This is a genomic window from Streptomyces sp. NPDC002867 (assembly GCF_053591895.1).
In genome coordinates this window covers 1-22,161 of sequence record NZ_JBSFUR010000002.1, presented here as the reverse complement: position 1 = coordinate 22,161, position 22,161 = coordinate 1, and the positions used below count along the sequence as shown (strand labels likewise).

Sequence of the window (22,161 nt, the reverse complement as noted above, 5' to 3'; positions counted from 1 at the left end):
GTGGCCGTCGACCCCGGGCCCGGCCAGGGTCAGCGCGCCCGCGACGGGCGGGTATCCGGTCGCGACGACCGTGTACTCGCCGGCGTCGAGGGCGCCTCGGCCAGGGCGGCCTTGGGTGCGGCGCCCTCCTCCGTGGCGTTGCTCTTCAGGGCGACCTCCTTGATGAACAGGGTCACGAGGAAGGCGACCAGGGCGAACGGCGCGGAGTAGAGGAAGACGTCCGCGACACCGTGTCCGTACGCCGTCTCCATCACCGTGCGGATGGGGCCGGGCAGCGCGTCCAGGTCGGGGATGGAGCCGCCGGCCGTGCCGCCGTGGCCCGCCGCCGCGCCCTGCGGGCCGAGTTCGGCGAGCCCGTCCTTGACGTAGTGGGTGACCCGGTTGGCCATGACCGCGCCGAGCGCCGAGACGCCGATCGCGCCGCCGAGGGAGCGGAAGAAGGTGACGACCGAGCTGGCCGCGCCCAGGTCCGAGGGGGCGACCTGGTTCTGCGTGCACAAAACCAGGTTCTGCATCATCATGCCGAGGCCGAGGCCCAGGACCGCCATGAAGAGCGCGATCTGCCAGTAGTCCGTGTCGTGGCGGATGGTGCCCAGCAGGCCGAGGCCCGCGGTCACCAGCACACCGCCGCTGACGAGCCATGCCTTCCAGCGGCCCGTCCTGGTGATGATCTGGCCGCTCACCGTGGAGGAGAGGAACAGGCCGCCGATCATCGGGATCGTCATGACGCCGGACATCGTCGGCGACTTGTCCCGCGCCAGCTGGAAGTACTGGCTGAAGAAGACCGTGCCGGCGAACATCGCGACACCGACGAAGAGCGAGGCGAGCGAGGCGAGCGTGATGGTGCGGTTGCGGAACAGCCGCAGCGGGACGATCGGGTCGCTCGCCCTGGACTCGACGAGGAGGAACAGCGCGCCGAGGGCGACGGAACCGCCGACCATCGCGTACGTCTGCCAGGACATCCAGTCGTACTTGTCGCCCGCGAAGGTGACCCAGACCAGCAGCAGCGAGACGGCGGCGCTGATGAGGAACGCGCCCGACCAGTCGACCTTGACCTCGCCCTTCACCACCGGGAGCTTGAGGGTCTTCTGCAGGACGATCAGGGCGATGACCGCGAACGGCACGCCGACGTAGAAGCACCAGCGCCAGCCGAGCCAGTCGGTGTCGGTGATGATGCCGCCGAGCAGCGGGCCGCCGACGGTAGCGACGGCGAACGTGGCGCCGAGGTAGCCGCTGTAGCGGCCGCGCTCGCGCGGGGAGATCATCGCGGCCATCACGATCTGGGCGAGGGCGGACAGGCCGCCGACGCCGATGCCCTGGACCACGCGGCAGGCGATCAGCATGCCCGCGTTCTGCGACAGGCCGGCGACCACCGAGCCCAGGACGTAGATGATCAGCGATATCTGGACGAGCAGCTTCTTGGAGAACAGGTCCGCGAGCTTGCCCCACAGGGGAGTGGTCGCCGTCATCGCCAGCAGCGAGGCGGTCACGACCCAGGTGTAGGCGCTCTGACCGCCGCCGAGATCGCTGATGATCTCCGGCAGCGCATTGGAGACGATCGTCGACGAGAGGATCGCGACGAACATGCCGAGCAGCAGCCCGGACAGCGCCTCCATGATCTGCCGGTGTGTCATCGGCGTGCCGCCGTCGGGGGCGTGCCCGCCCCCGTGTTCGGCGTGGCCGCCCCGCACACCGGTCGGTGTGGTCGTAGCCATGAACTTCCTTACGTCGTCTGTGCGGGTGTACGGGTGGCATGGGCCCGGCAGTCCCCGACGGATTCCCGGAGGCGGGCCAGCATCGCGTTCAGCTGCCCGACGTCGTCGTCGGACCAGTCCTTCAGGTAGTAGGCGAACATGTCCGTCGTCCGACGGCCGAGGTCGTCGAGCAGGTCCGCCCCCGCCGGGGTGAGCCGCAGGATGCGCGAGCGCCGGTCGTCCGGGTCGGGCGAACGCTCCATCCACCCGCGCTCCACCACATGCGCCACGTGCCGGCTGGTCACCGACATGTCCACGGCGAGCAGTTCGGCGAGGCGGCTCATCCGCATCTCTCCGTACCGCCCGACGAGGGACAGAACGGCTGCGGACCCGGAGGGGCACTCGAGGGGCAGCACCCGCGCGAGGCTCCGCTTCACGGCGCCCATGGCGCTGATCTGCCGGGCCAGCTCCTCGAACCGACTCCGCTCCGCCATGGGTCCTCCCGAGCATCTCGTTGCTTAGGGCAACGATAGAATCCATTGGTTGCTACAGGCAAACGAAAAGGGGGCGGGGCGGGTAAAGGAACCCAAAAGGCTTTGCATGTGCAGCGCCATGCGGCGGTCATCACGCCCGGAATCCGCGTCGGGCGGTCGCCCGGGGTTGGGCCGGACACCGCGGTTCGCTAGGGTCCTGCCCCATGGCACACAACCCCCATGCTCCCCAAGGCCAGGGCCCCGAGGGTAACTACGACCCCGCGGGCAGCACGCAGATGTTCCGCGCGTTCGTCGACGAGGGCGCCCCGCAGGGCCGCGCGGCGGCCCCCGCGCAGTCGTCGTCCTCGCGGGTCGGTCTGATCGTCGGCGTGATCGCCGCCGTCGTCGTCCTCGGCGCGGTGGCCTGGCTCGCCCTCGGCTGACCGGTACGGCGGGGGCTCACGTCCACTCGGCCGTGACGTCCCGCGTCTCGATGTGCATGCCGAGCGGCACCCGCCATGCCTCCACGCACACCGTGAACGCCTTCTTCCGTACGGCTCCGGGGCCGATCGGCGCGGGCAGCGGCTGGGCCGTCTCGATGGTGGCCCAGTCGATACCGAGCACGCCGATGACATGCGTGGCGAACGTGACCGTTCCCGAAGTCGCCGCTTTCCCGCCCGTGTTGCGGAACTCCACGGTGACCCGCTCGCACCAGCGCTCGTCCAGCGCCTCGCGGACCGGTTCGGTGAGCTGGAGCAGCGCCGGGCCCGCAGGAGGTGCGGGGCTGCCGGACGGCGGCGGCTCGGGCGCCGGCGCAGGGGACGGCGGCCGGGGCGGCGGGCCGCCCGGAGTGCTCGGCACGGGCGCGTCCGCCGAGTCGCCCGTACCCGTGCCAGGCTGCTCGGCGGCCGGGGGCGCCTCGTCCCGGGACGGCCCGTCGGGCAGCGGTGGGACGGGGATGGCACGGCCGGCAGGTGTGCGCGGCGGCCCGGACGCGTCCGGTTCGTCCAGGGCTACCAGCACGACGCCGCCCTTGGGCGGGACCGCGCCCGTCGGCGCCGGACCGGCGCCCGCCGCCCCGAGCGGTATCCGCCCGTCGTCGCTGCCCGAACACGCGGTCAACGCCCCGCCGAGGCAGAGCGCCACCGCCACGATCCCGGTCCGCCGTCGTCGCCGCATGGCGGCAGTGTCGCTGACGGACCGTCAATGCAGAAGAGCCCGAGCCGACTCGGCATGGACTCAGTCCGCGATCAGTCCCTCCCGTAGCTGCGCCAGCGTGCGCGTCAGCAGCCGGGAGACGTGCATCTGCGAGATGCCGACCTCCTCGCCGATCTGCGACTGCGTCATGTTGGCGAAGAAGCGGAGCATGATGATCTGCCGCTCTCTGGGCGGCAGTTTGGCCAGGAGCGGCTTGAGCGACTCGCGGTACTCGACGCCCTCCAGCGCACTGTCCTCGTAGCCGAGACGGTCCGCGAGGGAGCCCTCGCCGCCGTCGTCCTCGGGCGAGGGGGAGTCCAGAGACGAGGCCGTGTACGCGTTGCCCACGGCGAGGCCGTCGACCACGTCCTCCTCCGACACGCCCAGCACCGCGGCCAGTTCGGGCACGGTCGGGGAGCGGTCGAGCTTCTGGGACAGGTCGTCACTGGCCTTGGTGAGCGCGAGCCGCAGCTCCTGGAGCCGGCGCGGCACCCGCACGGACCACGAGGTGTCCCGGAAGAAGCGCTTGATCTCGCCCACGACCGTCGGCATCGCGAACGTCGGGAACTCCACGCCCCGTTCGCAGTCGAACCGGTCGATCGCCTTGATCAGCCCGATCGTGCCGACCTGGACGATGTCCTCCATCGGCTCGTTGCGGCTGCGGAAGCGGGCCGCCGCGTACCGCACGAGGGGGAGGTTGAGCTCGATGAGGGTGTCGCGCACGTAGGTGCGCTCCGGGCTGTCGTCGGCCGCGCCCTCGCTGTCCAGCGCGCGCAGCCGCAGGAACAGGGAGCGGGACAGAGTGCGGGTGTCGATGGCTTCCGAGCTGTCGGACACGACGGGTGCGGGTGCGCCGGGAGCGCGCGTGAGCACCTTCGAGCTGCCCATTTCTGCGGACATGCCACCCCCTTGAGGTCGCGGACGGTCGCGGTGGCCGCGACCGACTGAGGAACGCAGCCTCCACCTGAATACCGGCGGCGGGGCTGCGGCAAACGCGCTTTCCGCAGAATGTCACATGTCGGCAACACGCTGTAGCGACATGTCGACAAGTATCGGGTCGAAATGCCCAGGAAACCAGGGGGGTACGGCTTTTGATGCACCCTCAGAGACTCGGAGAGGGTCTACCCGTTCTGCTTACGCTTCGATCCTGTTTGCGGATCGAAGTCGCGCGAAACTTCGCGCCAGCAGCCGCGACACGTGCATCTGCGAGACGCCCAGTTCCTGACTGATCTGGGACTGTGTCAGATTGCTGTAGTAACGGAGCATCAGGATGCGCTGCTCGCGCTCGGGGAGCTGGACGAGCAGGTGCCGTACGAGATCGCGGTGCTCGACGCCGGCGAGTGCCGGGTCCTCGTAGCCGAGCCGGTCGAGCAGGCCGGGCATCCCGTCGCCCTCCTGCGCCGCCTCCAGTGACGTGGCGTGGTACGAGCGGCCCGCTTCGATGCAGGCGAGCACCTCGTCCTCGCCGATCTTCAGGCGCTCGGCGATCTCCGCGGTCGTGGGCGAGCGGCCGTGGGCCGTCGTGAGGTCCTCCGTCGCGCCGTTGACCTGGACCCACAGCTCGTGGAGCCGGCGCGGCACGTGCACGGTGCGGACGTTGTCGCGGAAGTAGCGCTTGATCTCACCGACGACCGTCGGCATCGCGAACGTCGGGAACTGCACGCCCCGGTCCGGGTCGAACCGGTCGATCGCGTTGATCAGCCCGATCGTGCCGACCTGGACGACGTCCTCCATGGGCTCGTTCCGGGACCGGAAACGGGCGGCGGCGTAGCGCACCAGCGGAAGGTTGGCCTCGATGAGTGCCGAGCGCACCCGGGCGTGCTCCTTGGTGCCCGGCTCCAGCGTCTTGAGGCGGCCGAAGAGGACCTGGGTGAGGGCCCTGGTGTCGGCGCCCCTGCTCTGAGGCCTCGCGACGGCGGAGGGGGTCTCGTCCGGCCGCTCGTTCTGGGGTGGTACCTGAGGCGCAGTACTGGCCGACACGGTCACGCCACCCCTTTGCGGTCGATTTCGGTCAACTCATCCGTCAAAAGCGGTCATAGCATCACAAGACATGTCCACCGTGTGCAAGCACCCGATAACTCCGTGTTGACAGCGGATTGGCGTCCGATGAGCCGCAAAACACAAGAACCCCTCGCCGTGGCGGCGAGGGGTCCGGGGGTGCGGAGTGCTCAGAACTCGTAGTCGGCGATCACCCAGGTGGCGAACTCGCGCCACTGCGCGGCGGCCGCCTGGTGCGCCGGGTGCTCGAGGTAGCGCTTGAGGGCGTCGGCGTCGGCCACGGCGGAGTTGATGGCGAAGTCGTACGCGATGGGCCGGTCGGTGATGTTCCAGGCGCACTCCCAGAACTCCAGCTCCGGGACGAGCCCGTCCAGCTCCTGGAAGGCCTTCGCGCCGGCGCTCACGCGCGGCTCGTCGCGCCCGACGCCGTCGTTGAGCTTGAAGAGGACCAGATGGCGGATCAAGGGGGCACTCCTGGGGGACTGGGAATGGGGCTGAACGGGATGCCTGCCGGTCTAGTTGACGAGCTCGGTCATGAACTGTCCGACACCCTGCGCGGCGTCCGAAATGCCCTCGAACCCTATCCCGACCAGATCGGCGGCCTTTTCAGGGGAGGTGATGATCGTGTACAGGACAAAGACCACGACTATGTAAAGAGCGACCTTCTTCGCTTCCACCCTCGGCCCCTGTCTCCCCTGCCGGCCCTGCCCTGCCCATGCGTCGCGTGAGTCTAACCGAGCCGCTTTTTCCGGCCACCCCCGTCACGGACCATGCACGAAGGCGTCACGGACCATGCGCGAAGGGCCCCGGTGCGACTGCACCGGGGCCCTTCGACAAGAGCGGTAGCGGAGGGATTTGAACCCTCGGTGACTTGCGCCACACTCGCTTTCGAGGCGAGCTCCTTCGGCCGCTCGGACACGCTACCGGGAGAGAGCTTAGCCCAAGGTGGCCCGTACGCCGAAATCGGTATCCGCACGGCGCCCGCCGATGGCGCCGGCCGGGCCTCAGCGTTCGGCGGGACGGTCCCGGAAGAAGGTCGTCAGCTGGGTCGAGCACGCGCCTTCCAGCACGCCGAGCACCACCTCCGGCCGGTGGTTGAGCCTGCGGTCCCGTACGACGTCCCACAGCGAACCGGCCGCGCCCGCCTTCTCGTCGCGTGCGCCGTAGACCACGCGGTCCACACGGGACTGCACGATCGCGCCGGCGCACATCGTGCACGGCTCCAGCGTCACGACGATCGTGCAGCCGGTGAGCCGCCACTCGCCGAGACGGGCGGCCGCACGGCGGATCGCGAGCACCTCGGCGTGGGCCGTCGGATCGCCCGTCGCCTCGCGTTCGTTGTGGCCCGTGGCCAGAACCGTGCCGTCCGCGGCGAGCACGACGGCGCCGACCGGCACGTCACCGGCCCGCGCCGCGCGCTCGGCCTCCTCGATCGCCAGACGCATGGGCGCCTGCCAGGGGTCGCGTACGGGGTCGTCGTTCGGATCGTCCGTCATGTGATCGTCAGCGCACGGTCTCCAGGACCTCGCCCGCGCCGAGCGCTTCGGCGATCTCCAGCAGCGCGTCTGTGTCCAGCGCCAGCAGCTCCTTCTCCGACAGTCCGAGGTCCATCAGGATCTCGCGGTCGCCGACCGGGCCGGCCGGTACGGTGTCGCCGCTCTCCAGAGCGCCGCCGTCCGCCGTGTCCTCGTCGTCGTCCGCTTGCGTGTCCCCGTCCTCGGTTCCGTCGAGGTCCAGGGCGTCCAGGTCGTCGGCCGGGTCGTCATCGTCCCCGCCGAGCAGTTCGTTGGTCAGCATCTCCCCATAGGAGGAGCGTGCGGCCGCGGCCGCGTCCGAGACGAAGATACGAGGGTCCTCCTCGCCCTCGACGCGGACGATGCCGAACCAGGCGTCCTCCTGCTCGATGAAGAGGAGCACCGTGTCCTCGTCCACCGAGGCATCGCGGGCCAGGTCGGTCAGATCCGACAGCGTCTCCACATCGTCGAGCTCTGTGTCGCTCGCTTCCCACCCGTCATGAGTGCGCGCGAGCAGTGCGGCGAAGTACACCGTGACTCTCCCACTGATCAGAGGTGTGACGACCGGCGGTGCGCTGATGTCTGCCCCGCCCACTCGGAATCGTGGCAGAAACATCCGCGTTGCGAGAGGTCTTCCGTCGTGGCGTCGGCCACCAGTTCCGCGAGGGCCGGCTCCGGGGGAACCCCGCGAGGTCACCAGCGGAACGTCCGCATACGCATCTGCTGGCGCATCCGGGCCGCGCGGGCCCGTCGTGGCTGCACCCGGTCGCGCAGTGCCTTCGCCTCGTTCAGCTCGCGCAGGAACTGGGCGCGTCGCCTGCGGCGCTCCGCGTCGGTCTCCGGTTCCTCGTCGCGCTCCGGCTCGGACTCCGCCATCGGTCACACCACCCCACGAGTGCTCCGTTTGCCCTCGTGCCTGCGGCCCGGGGGTACCCCACCACCTTCCCTCCGATACCCCTGTTGATGCGAGTGCGGGCTAGTGTGGGCGCCATGCGGATCCACGTCGTCGACCACCCGTTGGTGGCGCACAAACTCACCACGCTGCGCGACCGGCGCACCGACTCCCCGACCTTCCGGCGCCTCGCCGACGAGCTGGTCACCCTGCTCGCGTACGAGGCCACCCGGGACGTGCGCACCGAGCAGGTCGACATCCAGACCCCGGTGACGGGCACGACCGGCGTCAAGCTGTCGCATCCGCGCCCCCTTGTCGTGCCGATCCTGCGGGCGGGCCTCGGCATGCTCGACGGCATGGTGCGGCTGCTGCCGACCGCCGAGGTGGGTTTCCTGGGGATGATCCGCAACGAGGAGACCCTGGAGGCGTCGACGTACGCGACGCGGATGCCGGAGGACCTGTCCGGCCGCCAGGTGTACGTGCTCGACCCGATGCTGGCCACCGGCGGCACGCTGGTCGCGGCGATCCAGGAGCTGATCAAGCGCGGCGCGGACGACGTGACCGCCGTCGTGCTGCTGGCGGCCCCGGAGGGCGTCGAGTTGATGGAGCGCGAACTGGCGGGCACGCCGGTGACGGTGGTGACGGCCTCGGTCGACGAGCGCCTGAACGAGCACGGCTACATCGTCCCGGGCCTCGGCGACGCGGGCGACCGCATGTACGGGACTGCCGGCTGAGGGCTCGGTTCGCCTCGGGCTGGACGGCCTGCCCCGATTCAGCGGCAGGTGGCTGAGGGCGCGGGCGCGGGTTCGGCCATGGCGGCCAGAGCCGCGTCCGCGTTCTTCTTCGGTTCCAGGGCCTTGTAGGCCGTACCGATGATCAGGTCGATGTCCGCCGTCTCGCGGGTGTCGGTCTTGAGCTGGGTGCCGACGAGCTGCGTGCCCAGGACCCGGAAAGAGCCCTCGTGGGCCGTCGGCCCGCCCAGCAGCACCGCGGTGCCGGGGACCTTCTTGTCGTACTCCGGCGTCGCGTTGCCCACCTTGCCGATCGTGAAGCCGCGCTTCTTCAGCTCGTCGGCCGCCGCCTTCGCCAGACCACTGCGCGGGGTGGCGTTGTAGACGTTCACCGTGACCTGGCGCGGCTTCGGCGGCGGGGGCGCCGCGGAGACGGTCGGGACGGGCTCGCACTTGCGCTTGGCGACGCCCGCCGTGGATTTCTGGCCTCCGCCGGTGAAGGCGTCGACGAGCTGCACCGTGCCCCAGCCGACCAGCCCGAGGGCCACCACCACGGCCACCGCCGCAAAGACGACTCTGCGGCGGTTCCGGCGGCGTCGCATACGTGGGTATTTGTCGCCCGTGATGCGGTACTTTCCGCCCATGCCGGGGGGAGTGAGCATGCTCATGGGCGCAGCGTAGTGCGGCCTGGTCGCCGTGCCTACTAAACGATCAGTACATTGCGTCCGTACGGTGCCGAAAGACCCCGAAAGGATCAGCGGCCGACCCTGCCGCGGGGGCTCAGCCCAGCTCGAGCACGCGGGCGTGGAGCACCTGGCGCTGCTGCAGGGCGGCGCGCACGGCGCGGTGGAGCCCGTCCTCCAGATAGAGGTCGCCCTGCCACTTCACGACATGGGCGAAGAGGTCGCCGTAGAACGTCGAGTCCTCGGCGAGCAGCGTTTCCAGGTCCAGCTGGCCCTTGGTCGTCACGAGCTGATCGAGGCGGACCGGGCGCGGCGCGACATCCGCCCACTGCCGGGTGCTTTCCCGGCCGTGGTCGGGATACGGCCGCCCGTTGCCGATGCGCTTGAAGATCACACGGAAAGCCTACCGGCCGAGGGGCACCGGGCGCAGCCGCGGAGCCGCAGTGCGATCCTGCGGAAAAGTATGCAAAACGGGAAACAGGGGTCTCTCATGACACCTCAGGAGCCAGTGCGCCAGGGCGCCGGCGAGGAGATCGGGTCCGCCGCGGCCCTCCCACCGCCCGCCGGGGAGATCGCCTCCGCCTACTCCTTCGCCGGCCCCGCGCTCGACCTCGGCGCCCTGCTGTGGGACGGGCAGTGCCTGCCCGGGGCGCAGATCCGCATCCCGCTGTCGATGCTCAACCGGCACGGCCTGGTCGCCGGCGCGACGGGCACCGGCAAGACCAAGACGCTCCAGCTGATCGCCGAACAGCTCTCGGCGAACGGCGTCCCGGTCTTCCTCGCCGACATCAAGGGGGACGTGTCGGGGATCTCCGCCCCGGGGCAGGGCGGCGATCGCGTCCTGGAGCGGGCGGGTCAGGTCGGCCAGCGCTGGTCCGCGGCGGGCTTCCCGTGCGAGTTCTACGGACTCGGCGGCATCGGGCCGGGCATTCCAGTGCGGGCCACGGTCACCGACTTCGGCCCCCTGCTCCTCGCGAAGGTGCTCCGGTTGAACCAGACGCAGGAGCAGTCCCTCGGGCTGATCTTCCACTACGCCGACGCCAAGGGCCTGGAGCTGGTCGACCTCAAGGACCTGCGGGCCGTGGTCGCCTTCCTGGTGTCGGACGAGGGCAAGGCGGAGCTCAAGACCATCGGCGGACTGTCCACCGCGACCGCCGGAGTCATCCTGCGCTCGATCACGGCCTTCGAGCAGCAGGGCGCCTCCGGATTCTTCGGCGAACCGGCCTTCGACACGGCCGAGCTGCTGCGCACGGCGCCCGACGGGCGCGGGCGCGTGTCCGTACTGGAGCTGCCGGCGGTGCAGGACAAGCCGCAGCTCTTCTCGACGTTCCTGATGTGGATGCTCGCCGACCTCTTCCACGACCTGCCGGAGGTCGGGGACCTGGACCGGCCCAAGCTCGTCTTCTTCTTCGACGAGGCGCACCTGCTGTTCAGCGGGGCGTCGAAGGCGTTCCTGGAGTCGATCACGCAGACCGTGCGGCTGATTCGCTCGAAAGGGGTCGGGATCTTCTTCGTCACGCAGACCCCGAAGGACGTGCCCGGCGACGTCCTCGCGCAGCTCGGCAACCGGGTGCAGCACGCGCTGCGCGCCTTCACCCCCGAGGACGCCAAGGCGCTCAAGGCCACGGTCAGGACCTTCCCGAAGTCCCCGTACGACCTGGAGGAGGTCCTCACCGGGCTCGGGACGGGCGAGGCGGTGGTCACCGTGCTGAGCGACACGGGCGCGCCGACACCGGTCGCCGTGACCCGGCTGCGCGCGCCGCGGTCCCGGATGGGGCCGGCCGAGGCGGCCGCGCTGGACGCGGCGGTCAAGGGGTCCTCGCTGTACGGGCGCTATGCCGAGGCCGTCGACCGCGAGTCGGCGTACGAGCGGCTGACAGCGGAGCAGCGGGCGGCGGAGGCGGCGGCCGAGAAGGCGGCTCGGGAGGCAGAGCGCGAGGCCGAGCCGGAGCCCGCGCGGCGGAGCGGGGAGAGGCGGGAGGAGTCGCTCGCCGAGCAGGTCATGGGCAGCGGCGTCTTCAGGTCGCTGGCGCGCTCGGTCGGTACCCAGCTCGGCCGGGAGATCACGCGCTCCCTGTTCGGAACGGCGCGCCGCAGGAGGTGATCCCGCGGCGCGCCGCTGTGCCCTTGCGTGGGGCCGTTACTCGGCGACCTCGTGGTCGTGGCCGTCGTGCAGGCCGCCGCCGCTGCCCGCGTCGCCCTCCGTCGGGACGGTCGCGACCGGCTTGCGCAGCGAGCTCAGGTCGTGGGCGTAGGTGCCGACGGCGTTGGCGATGACGCCGATGTTCACGGCGAAGGCGTCCATGTCGATGTTGTCGATGGTGTCGCCCTTGGCGTGGTAGTTCGGGTCGTACGCGACGCCTGCCGTGCCGCCGAACTTCTTCGCCTGTGCCTCGGTCTTGATGCCCTCGGCACCCGTGAAGGTGCCGCCTGACGGGATGCCGACCTCTATGAACGGGCCGTAGTCGGAACGGCCGGTGAAGTCGGTGCCCTCGTGCGGGTGGCCCTGCCGGTCGAGGAACTCGTTGATGTCGCGCTCCAGTTGCGCCGAGCCGGCGGGGCCGGGGCCCGCGCCCACGCGGTCGGAGTCGTCGCCGTCGTAGACGAAGAGCCCGTAGTTCGGCGAGGCGATCATGTCGAAGTTCAGGTAGAGCTTGATCTCCTTCTTGCCGAGATCGCTCAGGTTCGCGACGTAGTGCTCGGAGCCGAGGAGTCCGTTCTCCTCGGCGGACCACCAGGCGAAGCGGACCTTGTTGGCGGGCCGCGGCTCCTTCTTGGCCAGTTCCTGGGCGACTTCGAGCAGACCGGCCGAGCCGGAGCCGTTGTCGTTGATGCCCGGGCCCTCGGTGACCGAGTCGAGGTGCGCGCCGAGCATCACGGTGTTGGCCGCGTTGCCGTGGCGGGTCTCGGCGATCACGTTGTTGGTGGAGCGCGTCTCCTGGAGCTGGCGGATCTCGAAGGAGACGTTCACCGGCCCCGTGGCCAGGTCGGCGGCGAGCTTCTCGCCGTCTGCCTTGGTGATGCCGCCGGTCGGGATCTTCCCCGCGGCGGCATCGCCGAGGGTGCCGGAGAGCACGCCGTCCGTGTTGTTGTAGACGATGGCGCCGACCGCACCGGCGCCGGCCGCGGCAGCCTGCTTCTCGGCGAACGTGCAGCCGCCGCGCTTGATCAGCGCGATCTTGCCGGTGAACGCCGACGAGGCGTAGTCGGCCGCCGTGCAGCCGGTCGTGTCGTCCACCGGCACGGCGGCCAGCGCGGCGCGGACACCGCCGACGGGGGTCGACTTGGTGAACGTCATCGCCTTGATGGTGAGGTCGCGCGGCGACGGCGAGAGGACCGACAGCTTCTCCGCCAGTGTCTGCGTGTAGACGAACTCGAACTTCTGGTACGAGACGTCGTACCCGTACCGCTTCATCTGCTGGTACACGTACGCGGCCGACGCGTCGTGCCCCAGGGAGCCGGCGGCGCGGTGGCCGCCGGACGAGTCGGCTATCTGCTGGAATTTCTCGAGGTGCTCGAACGCGTCGTCGGCCGACGCACGGGCGACCAGCTTCCTGGCCAGCTTCGCCGCGTCCTTGGCCGCTCGGTCGGCGGGGTCGGTACGGGCTGCGGAAGGGGAGGCGGATGCCAGCAGGAGCGGGGTCGCGAGTGCGGCTGCGGCCAGAGTGGCCACGGCTCTGCGAGGGGTTGCGTTCACAGAGGTCCTTCCCGGTGCGAACGTGGGTTGAGGGGAAGCTAGCGATCTGCCGGGGGTTCTGTGAACACCTTTTCCACAACTGGCGGCGCTTTTCCTCACCTTGATGCCCGGACGGACTGCTTCCGCGTCCACGTGCCGCCATCAGCGCTTTTCCGTGGCCGACTTCTTCGCCTTGGCCGCCGCCTTCTTCTCCTGCTTGTACGCCCGCACCCGGGCCAGCGACTCGGGTCCGGTGATGTCGGCCGCGGACCGGTAGGAGTCCTTCTCGCCGTACGCCCCGGCCGCCTCGCGCCACCCCTCGGGCGTGATGCCGTACTGCTTGCCCAGCAGCGCCAGGAAGATCTGTGCCTTCTGCTCGCCGTAGCCCGGCAGCGCCTTCAGCCGTGCCAGGAGTTCGGCGCCGCTCGCCGCGTCCCGCCACACGGCGCTCGCGTCGCCGTCGTACTCGTCGACGAGGAACTGGCACAGCTCCTGCACCCGCTTGGCCATCGACGCCGGATAGCGGTGCACGGCCGGCTTCTGCCGGAGGAGCTCGCCGAAGGCGTCCGGGTCGTACGCCGCGATCTGAGCGGCGTCCAGGTCGTCGGCGCCCAGGCGCTGCGCGATCGTGAAGGGGCCGGTGAACGCCCACTCCATGGGGATCTGCTGGTCGAGCAGCATGCCGACGAGGGCGGCGAGCGGGCTGCGGCCGAGCAGGGCGTCGGCCTCGGGCTGCTGGGCGAGGTGAATCGTGGCGTCCATGTCCCGATGATCGCCCGGCGGCGTACGGGCCGCCAGCGCCGTGGGCCGCAGGTCAGGACGCGAGCCGGGCCGCCCGCATGCGGAGGTGGCGCGCCTCGGGCAGTCTGAGCGTGTGGCGCGCCGCCGCCCGGCAGGCGGCGAGGGCGGCCGTTGCTGTCACCCGCAGGCTCCGGCAGACGCGCCCGTGCGGCGTCCGGCCACTCCTGCACCGCGTCCTCGGTCAGGCGGAAGCGGCCGCAGCGCCGCACGAGCGCGCCGAGGACCTGCGGCGCGCGGCGACGCAGCAGGTCCTCGGTCCCGGGCGCGCGGTTCAGACATCGCCTCCGCCGTCCAGGACGGGCCGGATCACGACGGGGTACTCCGTGGTCCCGTCCGGGGTCGGGCACTGCGCGATCCGTGCGGCGATCTCCGTGACCCGCTCCAGGCTCTCGCAGTCGAGGACCCAGTAGCCGGCGAGGAGTTCCTGCGTGTCGCTGTACGGCCTGTCGGTGATCACCGGCCGGCCGTCCTCGCCGGAGGTCACGTGCCGGGTGAGCGCGGGCTCGGCGAGCCCCTGCCCGTCGACGAACTCACCGGACTTCGCGAGGTCGTCGTTCACGGACTGCATGAACGAGAACATCGCCTGCATCTCCGTCTCGCTCCACGCGGGCGCCCCCGGCGACGCCTTGCCGCGCATCGCCTCGTAGTCGGCCTGCGTGCCCTGAATCATCACCAGGTACTTCATGGTCTCGCTCCTTCGTCCGGGCCTTCGCCCCTCGCTGCCGCCCCCTGTGTGCAACTCTCACAGGGGACGGCGGAGCGGGAACCGGATTCTCGGCAGGGCGCGCCGGGTTTATTCGGACGGTCGCGGCGGCCGGCGGCGTCTTGTCGCCCGGCGGCTTCATGCACACCGCGCGCGGGATCGCCGATGACTGCCCTGCCCGGCGGCGGTCCGCGTCAGCGCAGCCCGTGTCTGCGGGCCACCATTCGCTCGACGGCCGACCTCGGCAGCAGTCTGCGCAGTGCGAACACCACGGGCGCGTTGCTGCCCACCGCGTAGAGCGGCCTCGGGCGCGCCGCTTCTGTCGCCCGCACCACGGTGGCGGCGACGCGCCGGGCCGGGATGCCTTTCGCCTCGTTGGCGTTGAGCGCGGCGAGCATCGTGCGGTACTCCGCCAGGAACGGCGAGTCGTCGGCGACGTACTGTGTGCGGCGCTCGCTGATGCCCGTGTTGATCGAGCCGGGCTCGACGGTGGTGATGCCGACGCCGTACGGGGCGACCTCGCGCCGCGCGGCGTTCGCGAAGCCCTTGATCGCCGCCTTGGAGGCGACGTACGAGGAGCGGTACGCGAGCGGGAAGCTGGCCAGCATGGAGCCGATCATGACCACCCGTCCGCGCCGGCGGGCCCGCATGCCGGGCAGCAGGAGCTGGGTGAGCCGTACGGCCCCGAGGACATTGAGGCGGAACAGCCGTTCCAGTGCCTCCATGGGCAGCTCCTCCAGCGGCCCGTTCTGGCTCTCGCCCGCGTTGTTGACCAGGACGTCCACCGCACCGGCCGCCGCGGCGCACGCCTCGATGGAAGCGTCGTCCGTGAGGTCGAGGGCCAGGTACTCGACGCCGGGGACCGGGTCGGTGACCGACGCCGGGTCGCGGCTCGTGCCGTAGACGCGGTAGCCGCGCTCCACGAGCGCCGCGGCCACGGCGGCGCCGATGCCCGACGACGCGCCCGTCACCAGGGCCGTGCCCCGGGGCGTCACGCCAGCCGCCGGGCGATCGCGAGGCCGGCGGCCCGGCCGGAGAAGACGCAGCCGCCGAGGAACGTGCCCTCCAGCGCGTTGTAGCCGTGCACCCCGCCGCCGCCGAATCCGGCGACCTCCCCGGCCGCGTAGAGACCGTCGAAGACGGACCCGTCGGGCCGGACCACCTGCGAGTTCAGCGTCGTCTCCAGGCCGCCGAGCGTCTTGCGGGTCAGCAGGTGCAGCCGTACGGCGATCAGCGGACCCCGCTCGGGGTCGAGGAGGCGGTGGGGCTTCGCGACCCGGGTGAGCCGGTCGGGCCAGTACGCGCGGGCGTTGACGACGGACATGAGCTGGAAGTCCTTGGTGTACGCGTTGTCCACCGCGCTGTCGCGTGCCAGGACCTCCCGTTCGACCTGCGCGTAGTCGAGTTCGCAGTCGGGCGTCAGGGCGTTCATACCCTTGACGAGCTCCTTGAGCGTCGGCCGTACGACGAAGTCCTCGCCGTGGTCGAGGAACGCCTGCACGGGGCCGGGGGCCCCCTTCTTCGCACGGGACAGCACCAGCTTCAGGTCCTTGCCGGTGATGTCCGGGTTCTGCTCGGAGCCGGAGAGCGCGAACTCCTTCTCCACGATCGCCCGCGTCAGCACGAACCACGTGTGGTCGTGCCCGGTGCCCACGATGTGCTTCAGCGTGGCGAGCGTGTCGTGGCCGGGGAACAGCGGGACGGGGAGCCTGCGCCCGGTCGCGTCCAGCCACAGGGAGGAGGGGCCGGGGATGATCCGGATCGCGTGATCGGGCCAGATCGGGTCCCAGTTCCTGATGCCTTCGGTGTAGTGCCACATGCGGTCGCGGTTGACGATCGAGCCGCCCGCGCGCTCGGTGATCCCCAGCATCCGGCCGTCGACGTACGCGGGAACGCCGGTGATCATCGACGTGGGCGCGGGCCCGAGGCGGTCGGCTGGCCAGTTCTCGCGGACCAGCTCCTGGTTTCCTCCGATGCCGCCGGAGGTCACGACCACGGCCTGCGCGCGGAGCTCGAACTCGCCCGCCGGCTCACGCGAGGAGGCGACCCCGCGCGGCTGGCCGGACGCTTCGAGCACGGTGCCCCGCACACCGACGGCCGCCCCGTTCTCGACGATCAGCCCGTCGACGCGGTGGCGGTGACGGAAGGTCACCAGGCCGCGGGCAGCCGCGGCGAGCACGGGCTCGCGGAAGACCCGCACCATCTCGGGACCGGTGCCCCAGGTGATGTGGAAGCGCGGGACGGAGTTCCCGTGCCCGCCCGCCGTGCCGTTGCCGCGCTCGGCCCAGCCGACCGTCGGCATCACCCGCAGCCCGAGCCGCTGCAGGTAGTCGCGCTTCTCACCGGCGGCGAAGTGCACGTACGCCTCGGCCCACTTGCGCGGCCAGCGGTCCTCGCGTTCCCGGTCGAAACCGGCCGAGCCCAGCCAGTCGGACATGGCCAGGTCGACGGAGTCCTTGATGCCCATCAGCCGCTGCTCGGGGCTGTCGACGAAGAAGAGTCCGCCGAGCGACCAGAACGCCTGACCGCCGAGGTTGGCCTCGTTCTCCTGGTCGACGACCACCACCCGCCGTCCCGCACGGGTCAGTTCGTACGTCGCGACGAGACCGGCCAGTCCCGCTCCCACGACGATGACATCGGCGTCCTCGCTCACGCTGCCTCCTCGGCGCCGGGCGTGCTGTATGCCTGCAGAACGTGTCCGAACAGCTCCTCGCGGCGCCTGTGCGGCGCCTCGCTGTCCGGTTCGAGCAGCACCTGCACGGAGGTGCCGTCGTGCACGGCGACCAGGGCCTGCCCGAGGGCCGTCACATCGGGGACCCGCCGCCCGGTCCGCGCGAGCGCGTCGACGACGACCGGCAGGATCGTGTCGAGGATCGCCTGTTCGCGGGCCGCCATCACGCGCCGCAGGGACGGATTGCGCAGCGCGTGCGCGGTGAACTCGGCCGTCACCCTGTACCAGGCGTCGTCCACGGGGATGGCGCGGAGCGCGGCCCGCAGCGCCTCCTCGGGTGCCGCGGCGGAGACCTCGCCGAGCGCCTCGCGCAGATCGGCGAGCATGCGCTGCGAGCGCTCCTCCCACATGGCGAGGAACAACTCGTCGAGGGAGGTGAAGTTGGAGTAGAAGGCGCCGCGTGTGTAGCCGGCCCGTTCGCAGATCTGTTCCACGGTCGAGCGGCCGAAGCCCTCGTCGGCGAACACGTCGAGGGCGGCGTCGAGCATGCGCCGCCGTGTCTGTGCGCGGCGTGCGGTGACGCGCTTGGGCGCGGGCGGCGATGCGGATGCCGCTTCGGTGGTGGGTGTGGGTGCGGTGGCGGTCATGGCCGGGTCCCCTCATTCGATGCGCGAACGTATCGGATGCGTTTGTGTATCGACAAGGGGTGTGCACCGGCCCGGCGCCGTCCTTCCGGCGGCCGCTTTGCTACCAGGTCGGGCGGGCGCTGACGCCGCCGTCCACCACCAGGTCGTGGCCGCTGATCCAGGCCGCGGCGTCCGAGGCGAGGAACACGCACGCGTTGCCGACGTCCTCGGGGCGGCCCAGCCGGGTCAGGGGCGCGGCCCGGGTCCAGCGGCGGACGCCGTCGGGCCACGCGTCCTCGATGCCGTCCCGGTGGATCAGGCCGGGGGAGACCGTGTTGACGCGGATGCCGCGCTGGCCGTACTCGAGTGCTGCCGCGCGCGCGAACATGATCAGGGCGGCCTTCGCGGAGCTGTAGTGCGCGTGCCCGGGAGCCGGATGGCTGCCCTCGATCGAGGCGATGTGCGTGACCGTGCCGCCGCCCTGGTCCGACATCACGCCGGCGGCCGCCTGGGTGCAGCTGAACGCGCTGGTCACATTGGCGTCGGACATGCGGCGCCAGTCGTCGGCCGTCATGCCCGCGAGATCCTGGACCGGCTGGATCCCCGCGCTGTTGACCAGCGCGTCCAGCCGCCCCCGCCAGGAGGCCGCCGCCTCGATCAGCCGATGGCACGCGCGCTCGTCCGTCAGGTCCGCCTCGACCGGCAGCGCCGCGCCGCCCATGGACGTGATCGCCTCCGCGAGCTGTGCGACCGGCCGACCGCCCGGCCGGTGGTGGAGCACGACGGCGGCGCCGGCCTGCGCGAACCGCCTCGCGACGCCCCCGCCGATCAGTCCGCCCGCTCCGGTGACCAGCGCGACGGAGCCCGTGAGCCGGGGCAGTGAGGGGTCTGCGGACCGGCTGCTCGCCGGGCTCCTCGTCGGATCGCTCGCCGAACCGCCCGGCGGGGCGGGCGTGCTGCCGGGCCTGCGGTCGGACGGGTGGTCAGCCATCGCCGGTCTCCTCGTCGGTCATGCGCAGGGGCGCGTGCGGACGGCACAGCGCCCGGATACGGCCCGCCTCCTGCGGGTATCGGGCGACGAGTTCGCCGACGTCCCCGCCCTCGTAGTCGGAGGCGACGAAGCCGGGGGACATCGTCGTGCCGCACAGCGACCACGCCCCGCCCGGTGCCACGCGGGCACCCATCCACGTGCCCGCGGGCACCACGGCCTGCACCCGCCCTCCGGAGCCCGGCGCGGCCAGCCGCTCGACCCGGCTGCTGCCGTCGGGGTCGAGGAGCAGAAGCTCCAGCCCGTCGCCGCCGTAGAAGTGCCACACCTCGTCGACCGGCAGCCGGTGCATGGCCGAGAAGCCGTCGTCGTCGGCGGTGAGCAGCACGATGATCGCCGAACCGGCCGGGCGCCCCGTGGCGTCCGGCGGTCCCGCCCAGGTCCGGCGGAACAGTCCGCCCTCCACCGCCAGTCGCTCCAGCCCGTAGAGCGCGGCCAGTGCGGCGACCTCCGCTGCATCCGCGCGGTCGTCCCGGCCGTCCGTCACCGGGCTCGGGCCGGTTCGACGGCGTACGCGACCAGGACGAGCCCGGAGTTGTCCCAGGTGCGGGTGCCGAGCAGGCGCAGCGGAGCGGCCGCCCCGTTCTCGAAGGCACGGGTGCCCGCGCCGATCACACCGGGACCGATCATGAGATGCAGCTCGTCCACGAGTCCGTGGGCCAGCAGGTCGTTCCACAGGGTGCGGCTGCCGAAGACGAGGATGTCGCGGCCCGGTCCCTTCTTGAGCTCGGCGATCCGGTCGTGGGCCTCGGCGCGTGCGACGACGCGGGTGTTGTCGTGCCAGGGCGCCGCCGGGTCGGGCGTCAGGGTGTCCGACACGACCATCTTGTCGATCTCGTTGTTGCGGCGCGAGATCTCCCGCTCCAGTGGCGGTGCCTCCGGATCGTCGGCGACCGCCGGCCAGTAGCTCCTGAACCCCTCGTACGACGTGCGGCCGAGCAGCAGGGTGTCGGCGGCCCGCAGCCGCTCGGCGTTGTACTCGGAGAACCCGTGGTCGAACGGCATGGCCATGACGTCACCACCAGGGCCCTCGAAGTAGCCGTCGAGCGAAATGATGTTGCAGACGATCAGCTTGCGCATCGTCGCCACCCCTTCCGGGCGTGCGCCCTGGGTTCGCGGTCCCGCAGGGGGACCGCATCCGCTCCGTGAAGTCATCGGACGCGGTGTATTTCGGCTCATCTGTACCCCGATACGCCCAGGAATTAGACATCTGACGACATCTCGCCCGGATTCCAATCGGCGGTATTCGTCCGCCGAGGTGTCAGACGAAAGTGCACGTCAGTTGGCGTTGTCGTGAAGAAGTATTCACCGTCAAAACCGGAGCGTAAGTTGCCGGTTGGTCCGTTGGCGTGATCTCATCCTGTGGTGCGGGAGTCGCGATTGCCGATACCCGCTCCGGGCGTCAGGCGACCGTTTGCCGGCCCGTTTTCCTTTGGCGCATTCGTTCGGCGTCAGTCCAGGAATCCCCCAGTATGGAAAGGGAGAGAAAGTGCGTAACGACTTCACCCCTGTTGAGACCGCCGAGATTTCCGACAGCGAGCTGGACGGCATTTCCGGCGGTATCGCCAGCGCCCACGCCGGTGTCAACGGCTACGGTGCGGCCGTGAACGTCGGTGACGTCGTCGGGGCTGCCCACGCCGTCGCGTCCGTCGTGCCGGTCGCCGCGGTCACCGGTGGGGCCCAGGGTCTCGTCTCGGTGCAGACCACCGGCATCTGAGAACGACCTCTCTCACGGTCTTCTCGGCCTTCTCGGCCAAGAGCATTGCCCGCCCCCGCCCGCGCATCCGCGGGTGATGAGGGCGGGGACAGGGCCCCGGAATATCCAGTCCCGGGGCCCCTGCGCATGTCCGGACCGGCATCGGAACGGCATGGATTTCCCCTGTCGATAGGGACCTTTCCCGTATCGGTAGGGCCTTTTCCGCCCAGGTGCGGACCTTTCCCGCGGTGGAACGGACCAGCGGGCGGCGGTGATTTCGGTACGGGATTCCGGGACCGAATCCTCGACAATCGCGCCCGGTCGGGGAACGCGGCCCGAATGCCCTGATGGCGGCGGCGAGCAGAGCCGCGCCGATCTGTGCGACGAGTCCGGCGCGGTAACCGCCGAGCAGTTGCGCGGGCGAGCCCGAGCCGGCGGCGACGACCTCGACGCGCATTCCGGCCACGTATCAAGGGCCCGGCGTGACCTGCGTTCCGTTTCCGGAGACACCGAGCCCGTCGGCTACGGCCCGGTCCGGCGCGCACCGGCGACGACACAGGCGCGGGTCCGCGCCTTCGTCCGCACGGCGCACGAGGTCGCCGGGGCGACGGCCCGAGCGGCGGTCAGCCCGGGAGTTCCGTGCGCTCCCACCATTCGTAGACGGGCAACGCCCCTTCGGCGGTCTCCTGTTGCCGCGACGTGGCCTTGAAGTGCTCGTACCCGCCGCGGAACGGGATCTTGAGGTCGGTCCCGGGCACGGCCGGATCGGAGAGGGAGACGATCCGCTCCGGAAGATCGGCGGGGCCGCCTTCGAGGACTGCTTTCGATGCGTCGGTCATGACGGCAGTTTCCCCAAAGCCCGCACGGGCCCGGTCCGTGACGCGCCGGGAACGGTGGTGAGCGCCAGGCGGCGAGGTATGCGGTCCCCGTTCCGGTTCGCGGGGCGAACAGGGAACATGGCCGCATGACGACAGATGCCCCTCAGGTCCGGGACCGGACCCGCAGACTGCGCGCGAGCGGCCTGACCGGAGCGCTCCTCCTCGCGGGCATGGCCGCGCTGCTGTGGCTCGGCGCCGATGCCGTCGCCTCCCGGGAGTGTTTGGACACCGGTTATGGGATGGGCGACAGCATCAGCATGACGGAGGAGGGGTGCGAAGTCACCGTCCGGACCGCTGACGGCGAGCGGAGCGCCGTGTTGCCCACCGTCAGCGAGGGGCTGGCCGGTGCCGCGGTCATCACGGCCCTGGCCGCAGCCGTACCGCCGTACGTCTGCCTGTGGCTGGCCACCCGGCGATGAACCGGTCGGAGACGCGTCCGGGGCCCATGAACACGAGCCCGTCCGATGTCCCGAAGGTCTTGACTTGCGGTAAATCCGGAGGAAAATCCGATATACACCAGAAAACCAGAGCGAGCCGCACCGTCGGTGGAGACGTCCACCGGCCGGCGTGACCCACTTGTCGGCTCTGGCCAGGCCCCCGGCAGATCCGCTCGACCTCAGGGTTCTCAGCGACGACTGGAACTCGCGAGATCGAGAGGACTACCGGGGACTGCATGTCCGGGCCCGGGGGACAGCATCCGGTCGAGTACCTACAAGTCGGCGACATGCTCTGGGAGTCGCCGAAGGACAACTGAGACGGAGAACGTCGAAGGGCCCCACCGCGAGCTTGGGTTCTAATCAACGTCGCAACACCCGGCCTCCGGGTAGGCGATGAAAGACAGAACGACTGCTGGGGGGCGCCCGAATGGCAGAAGGGTGCC

27 protein-coding genes and 1 tRNA gene are annotated in these 22,161 nt (G+C 70.8%); 5 read left to right on the top strand and 23 right to left on the bottom strand.

Features of this window, described 5'->3' with window-relative positions; translation table 11 throughout:
- Window positions 1-29 precede the first annotated feature (29 nt).
- Entirely contained in the window at window positions 30-1,715 is a 1,686-nt protein-coding gene (locus ACWD0A_RS01660) for an MDR family MFS transporter (protein ID WP_451293597.1), read from the bottom strand.
- 8 nt (window positions 1,716-1,723) lie between these two features.
- Window positions 1,724-2,188, bottom strand: coding sequence for a MarR family winged helix-turn-helix transcriptional regulator (locus tag ACWD0A_RS01655; RefSeq protein ID WP_451293595.1), 465 nt, complete (start codon window positions 2,186-2,188; stop codon window positions 1,724-1,726).
- 203 nt (window positions 2,189-2,391) lie between these two features.
- On the opposite strand from ACWD0A_RS01655, the gene ACWD0A_RS01650 reads away from it, so the two are divergent.
- Window positions 2,392-2,610, top strand: coding sequence for a hypothetical protein (locus ACWD0A_RS01650; protein ID WP_451293593.1), 219 nt, complete (start codon window positions 2,392-2,394; stop codon window positions 2,608-2,610).
- A 16-nt stretch (window positions 2,611-2,626) separates the two neighbouring features.
- On the opposite strand, the gene ACWD0A_RS01645 is transcribed toward ACWD0A_RS01650, so the two are convergent.
- The 9 genes from ACWD0A_RS01645 to ACWD0A_RS01605 form a co-directional block, all read right to left on the bottom strand.
- Window positions 2,627-3,346 (bottom strand): hypothetical protein, encoded by a 720-nt coding sequence (locus ACWD0A_RS01645; RefSeq protein ID WP_451293591.1) that lies wholly within the window; start codon window positions 3,344-3,346, stop codon window positions 2,627-2,629.
- A gap of 60 nt (window positions 3,347-3,406) precedes the next feature.
- Window positions 3,407-4,264, bottom strand: coding sequence for an RNA polymerase sigma factor SigF (locus tag ACWD0A_RS01640; RefSeq protein ID WP_307714640.1), 858 nt, complete (start codon window positions 4,262-4,264; stop codon window positions 3,407-3,409).
- A gap of 234 nt (window positions 4,265-4,498) precedes the next feature.
- Window positions 4,499-5,344 carry an RNA polymerase sigma factor SigF gene (locus ACWD0A_RS01635; protein ID WP_177153693.1) on the bottom strand — a complete coding sequence of 282 codons (846 nt, stop codon included), beginning with the start codon at window positions 5,342-5,344 and terminating at the stop codon, window positions 4,499-4,501.
- Window positions 5,345-5,532: 188 nt separating this feature from the next.
- Entirely contained in the window at window positions 5,533-5,826 is a 294-nt protein-coding gene (locus tag ACWD0A_RS01630) for a Dabb family protein (RefSeq protein ID WP_451293589.1), read from the bottom strand.
- 51 nt (window positions 5,827-5,877) lie between these two features.
- Entirely contained in the window at window positions 5,878-6,039 is a 162-nt protein-coding gene (locus ACWD0A_RS01625) for a hypothetical protein (protein WP_215186683.1), read from the bottom strand.
- Between the two features lie 163 nt (window positions 6,040-6,202).
- Window positions 6,203-6,287: transfer RNA gene (locus ACWD0A_RS01620), tRNA-Ser, on the bottom strand.
- Window positions 6,288-6,366: 79 nt separating this feature from the next.
- Window positions 6,367-6,858 (bottom strand): tRNA adenosine(34) deaminase TadA, encoded by a 492-nt coding sequence (gene tadA / locus ACWD0A_RS01615; protein ID WP_307714644.1) that lies wholly within the window; start codon window positions 6,856-6,858, stop codon window positions 6,367-6,369.
- Between the two features lie 7 nt (window positions 6,859-6,865).
- A complete protein-coding gene (locus tag ACWD0A_RS01610) occupies window positions 6,866-7,408 on the bottom strand; it encodes a tRNA adenosine deaminase-associated protein (protein ID WP_451293586.1) in 543 nt (180 codons plus the stop codon).
- Window positions 7,409-7,569: 161 nt separating this feature from the next.
- A complete protein-coding gene (locus ACWD0A_RS01605) occupies window positions 7,570-7,752 on the bottom strand; it encodes a hypothetical protein (protein WP_307714646.1) in 183 nt (60 codons plus the stop codon).
- A gap of 114 nt (window positions 7,753-7,866) precedes the next feature.
- On the opposite strand from ACWD0A_RS01605, the gene upp reads away from it, so the two are divergent.
- The gene (gene upp, locus ACWD0A_RS01600; protein ID WP_177153687.1) at window positions 7,867-8,502 is read left to right on the top strand and encodes a uracil phosphoribosyltransferase; all 636 of its coding nucleotides are present in this window, start codon (window positions 7,867-7,869) and stop codon (window positions 8,500-8,502) included.
- Window positions 8,503-8,540: 38 nt separating this feature from the next.
- Here the strand turns inward: upp and ACWD0A_RS01595 are convergent, their stop codons facing one another.
- A complete protein-coding gene (locus tag ACWD0A_RS01595) occupies window positions 8,541-9,167 on the bottom strand; it encodes a LytR C-terminal domain-containing protein (protein WP_451293583.1) in 627 nt (208 codons plus the stop codon).
- Between the two features lie 112 nt (window positions 9,168-9,279).
- Window positions 9,280-9,576 carry a type II toxin-antitoxin system VapB family antitoxin gene (locus ACWD0A_RS01590; RefSeq protein WP_003955420.1) on the bottom strand — a complete coding sequence of 99 codons (297 nt, stop codon included), beginning with the start codon at window positions 9,574-9,576 and terminating at the stop codon, window positions 9,280-9,282.
- 96 nt (window positions 9,577-9,672) lie between these two features.
- Between ACWD0A_RS01590 and ACWD0A_RS01585 the strand changes: the two genes are divergently transcribed.
- The gene (locus ACWD0A_RS01585) at window positions 9,673-11,286 is read left to right on the top strand and encodes a helicase HerA-like domain-containing protein (RefSeq protein ID WP_451293581.1); all 1,614 of its coding nucleotides are present in this window, start codon (window positions 9,673-9,675) and stop codon (window positions 11,284-11,286) included.
- 36 nt (window positions 11,287-11,322) lie between these two features.
- On the opposite strand, the gene ACWD0A_RS01580 is transcribed toward ACWD0A_RS01585, so the two are convergent.
- The 9 genes from ACWD0A_RS01580 to ACWD0A_RS01540 form a co-directional block, all read right to left on the bottom strand.
- Window positions 11,323-12,855 carry a M28 family metallopeptidase gene (locus ACWD0A_RS01580; RefSeq protein ID WP_451294017.1) on the bottom strand — a complete coding sequence of 511 codons (1,533 nt, stop codon included), beginning with the start codon at window positions 12,853-12,855 and terminating at the stop codon, window positions 11,323-11,325.
- 165 nt (window positions 12,856-13,020) lie between these two features.
- Window positions 13,021-13,620 carry an HhH-GPD-type base excision DNA repair protein gene (locus tag ACWD0A_RS01575; protein WP_451293579.1) on the bottom strand — a complete coding sequence of 200 codons (600 nt, stop codon included), beginning with the start codon at window positions 13,618-13,620 and terminating at the stop codon, window positions 13,021-13,023.
- 310 nt (window positions 13,621-13,930) lie between these two features.
- The gene (locus ACWD0A_RS01570) at window positions 13,931-14,344 is read right to left on the bottom strand and encodes a YciI family protein (protein WP_451293577.1); all 414 of its coding nucleotides are present in this window, start codon (window positions 14,342-14,344) and stop codon (window positions 13,931-13,933) included.
- A 212-nt stretch (window positions 14,345-14,556) separates the two neighbouring features.
- Window positions 14,557-15,357 carry an SDR family oxidoreductase gene (locus ACWD0A_RS01565; RefSeq protein WP_451293575.1) on the bottom strand — a complete coding sequence of 267 codons (801 nt, stop codon included), beginning with the start codon at window positions 15,355-15,357 and terminating at the stop codon, window positions 14,557-14,559.
- Window positions 15,354-17,015: an FAD-binding dehydrogenase gene (locus tag ACWD0A_RS01560; protein ID WP_451293573.1), complete on the bottom strand. Its 1,662-nt coding sequence runs from the start codon at window positions 17,013-17,015 to the stop codon at window positions 15,354-15,356. Before ACWD0A_RS01560 ends, ACWD0A_RS01565 begins: the two co-directional genes overlap by 4 nt.
- Window positions 17,012-17,680: a TetR/AcrR family transcriptional regulator gene (locus ACWD0A_RS01555; RefSeq protein ID WP_451293571.1), complete on the bottom strand. Its 669-nt coding sequence runs from the start codon at window positions 17,678-17,680 to the stop codon at window positions 17,012-17,014. The genes ACWD0A_RS01560 and ACWD0A_RS01555 overlap by 4 nt, the downstream gene beginning before the upstream one ends.
- A gap of 100 nt (window positions 17,681-17,780) precedes the next feature.
- The gene (locus ACWD0A_RS01550) at window positions 17,781-18,650 is read right to left on the bottom strand and encodes an SDR family NAD(P)-dependent oxidoreductase (protein ID WP_451293569.1); all 870 of its coding nucleotides are present in this window, start codon (window positions 18,648-18,650) and stop codon (window positions 17,781-17,783) included.
- The gene (locus ACWD0A_RS01545; protein WP_451293567.1) at window positions 18,643-19,194 is read right to left on the bottom strand and encodes a cupin domain-containing protein; all 552 of its coding nucleotides are present in this window, start codon (window positions 19,192-19,194) and stop codon (window positions 18,643-18,645) included. The genes ACWD0A_RS01550 and ACWD0A_RS01545 overlap by 8 nt, the downstream gene beginning before the upstream one ends.
- On the bottom strand, window positions 19,191-19,787 hold the full coding sequence (locus tag ACWD0A_RS01540) for a dihydrofolate reductase family protein (protein ID WP_451293565.1): 597 nt from the start codon (window positions 19,785-19,787) through the stop codon (window positions 19,191-19,193). The genes ACWD0A_RS01545 and ACWD0A_RS01540 overlap by 4 nt, the downstream gene beginning before the upstream one ends.
- A 409-nt stretch (window positions 19,788-20,196) precedes the next feature.
- On the opposite strand from ACWD0A_RS01540, the gene ACWD0A_RS01535 reads away from it, so the two are divergent.
- Entirely contained in the window at window positions 20,197-20,424 is a 228-nt protein-coding gene (locus tag ACWD0A_RS01535; protein WP_451293563.1) for a hypothetical protein, read from the top strand.
- Between the two features lie 602 nt (window positions 20,425-21,026).
- On the opposite strand, the gene ACWD0A_RS01530 is transcribed toward ACWD0A_RS01535, so the two are convergent.
- Complete coding sequence (locus ACWD0A_RS01530) at window positions 21,027-21,242, bottom strand: DUF5988 family protein (RefSeq protein ID WP_451293561.1); 216 nt, start codon at window positions 21,240-21,242, stop codon at window positions 21,027-21,029.
- A gap of 125 nt (window positions 21,243-21,367) precedes the next feature.
- Between ACWD0A_RS01530 and ACWD0A_RS01525 the strand changes: the two genes are divergently transcribed.
- Window positions 21,368-21,700, top strand: coding sequence for a hypothetical protein (locus ACWD0A_RS01525; protein WP_451293559.1), 333 nt, complete (start codon window positions 21,368-21,370; stop codon window positions 21,698-21,700).
- Window positions 21,701-22,161: the final 461 nt, after the last annotated feature.

Coding starts and splice junctions, on each gene's coding strand:
- ACWD0A_RS01660 (WP_451293597.1), bottom strand. CDS start 1,715: ATGGCTACGACCACACCGACCGGTGTGCGGGGCGGCCACGCCGAACAC.
- ACWD0A_RS01655 (WP_451293595.1), bottom strand. CDS start 2,188: ATGGCGGAGCGGAGTCGGTTCGAGGAGCTGGCCCGGCAGATCAGCGCC.
- ACWD0A_RS01650 (WP_451293593.1), top strand. CDS start 2,392: ATGGCACACAACCCCCATGCTCCCCAAGGCCAGGGCCCCGAGGGTAAC.
- ACWD0A_RS01645 (WP_451293591.1), bottom strand. CDS start 3,346: ATGCGGCGACGACGGCGGACCGGGATCGTGGCGGTGGCGCTCTGCCTC.
- ACWD0A_RS01640 (WP_307714640.1), bottom strand. CDS start 4,264: ATGTCCGCAGAAATGGGCAGCTCGAAGGTGCTCACGCGCGCTCCCGGC.
- tadA (WP_307714644.1), bottom strand. CDS start 6,858: ATGACGGACGATCCGAACGACGACCCCGTACGCGACCCCTGGCAGGCG.
- ACWD0A_RS01605 (WP_307714646.1), bottom strand. CDS start 7,752: ATGGCGGAGTCCGAGCCGGAGCGCGACGAGGAACCGGAGACCGACGCG.
- upp (WP_177153687.1), top strand. CDS start 7,867: ATGCGGATCCACGTCGTCGACCACCCGTTGGTGGCGCACAAACTCACC.
- ACWD0A_RS01595 (WP_451293583.1), bottom strand. CDS start 9,167: ATGAGCATGCTCACTCCCCCCGGCATGGGCGGAAAGTACCGCATCACG.
- ACWD0A_RS01585 (WP_451293581.1), top strand. CDS start 9,673: ATGACACCTCAGGAGCCAGTGCGCCAGGGCGCCGGCGAGGAGATCGGG.
- ACWD0A_RS01575 (WP_451293579.1), bottom strand. CDS start 13,620: ATGGACGCCACGATTCACCTCGCCCAGCAGCCCGAGGCCGACGCCCTG.
- ACWD0A_RS01570 (WP_451293577.1), bottom strand. CDS start 14,344: ATGAAGTACCTGGTGATGATTCAGGGCACGCAGGCCGACTACGAGGCG.
- ACWD0A_RS01555 (WP_451293571.1), bottom strand. CDS start 17,680: ATGACCGCCACCGCACCCACACCCACCACCGAAGCGGCATCCGCATCG.
- ACWD0A_RS01550 (WP_451293569.1), bottom strand. CDS start 18,650: ATGGCTGACCACCCGTCCGACCGCAGGCCCGGCAGCACGCCCGCCCCG.
- ACWD0A_RS01540 (WP_451293565.1), bottom strand. CDS start 19,787: ATGCGCAAGCTGATCGTCTGCAACATCATTTCGCTCGACGGCTACTTC.
- ACWD0A_RS01530 (WP_451293561.1), bottom strand. CDS start 21,242: ATGACCGACGCATCGAAAGCAGTCCTCGAAGGCGGCCCCGCCGATCTT.
- ACWD0A_RS01525 (WP_451293559.1), top strand. CDS start 21,368: ATGACGACAGATGCCCCTCAGGTCCGGGACCGGACCCGCAGACTGCGC.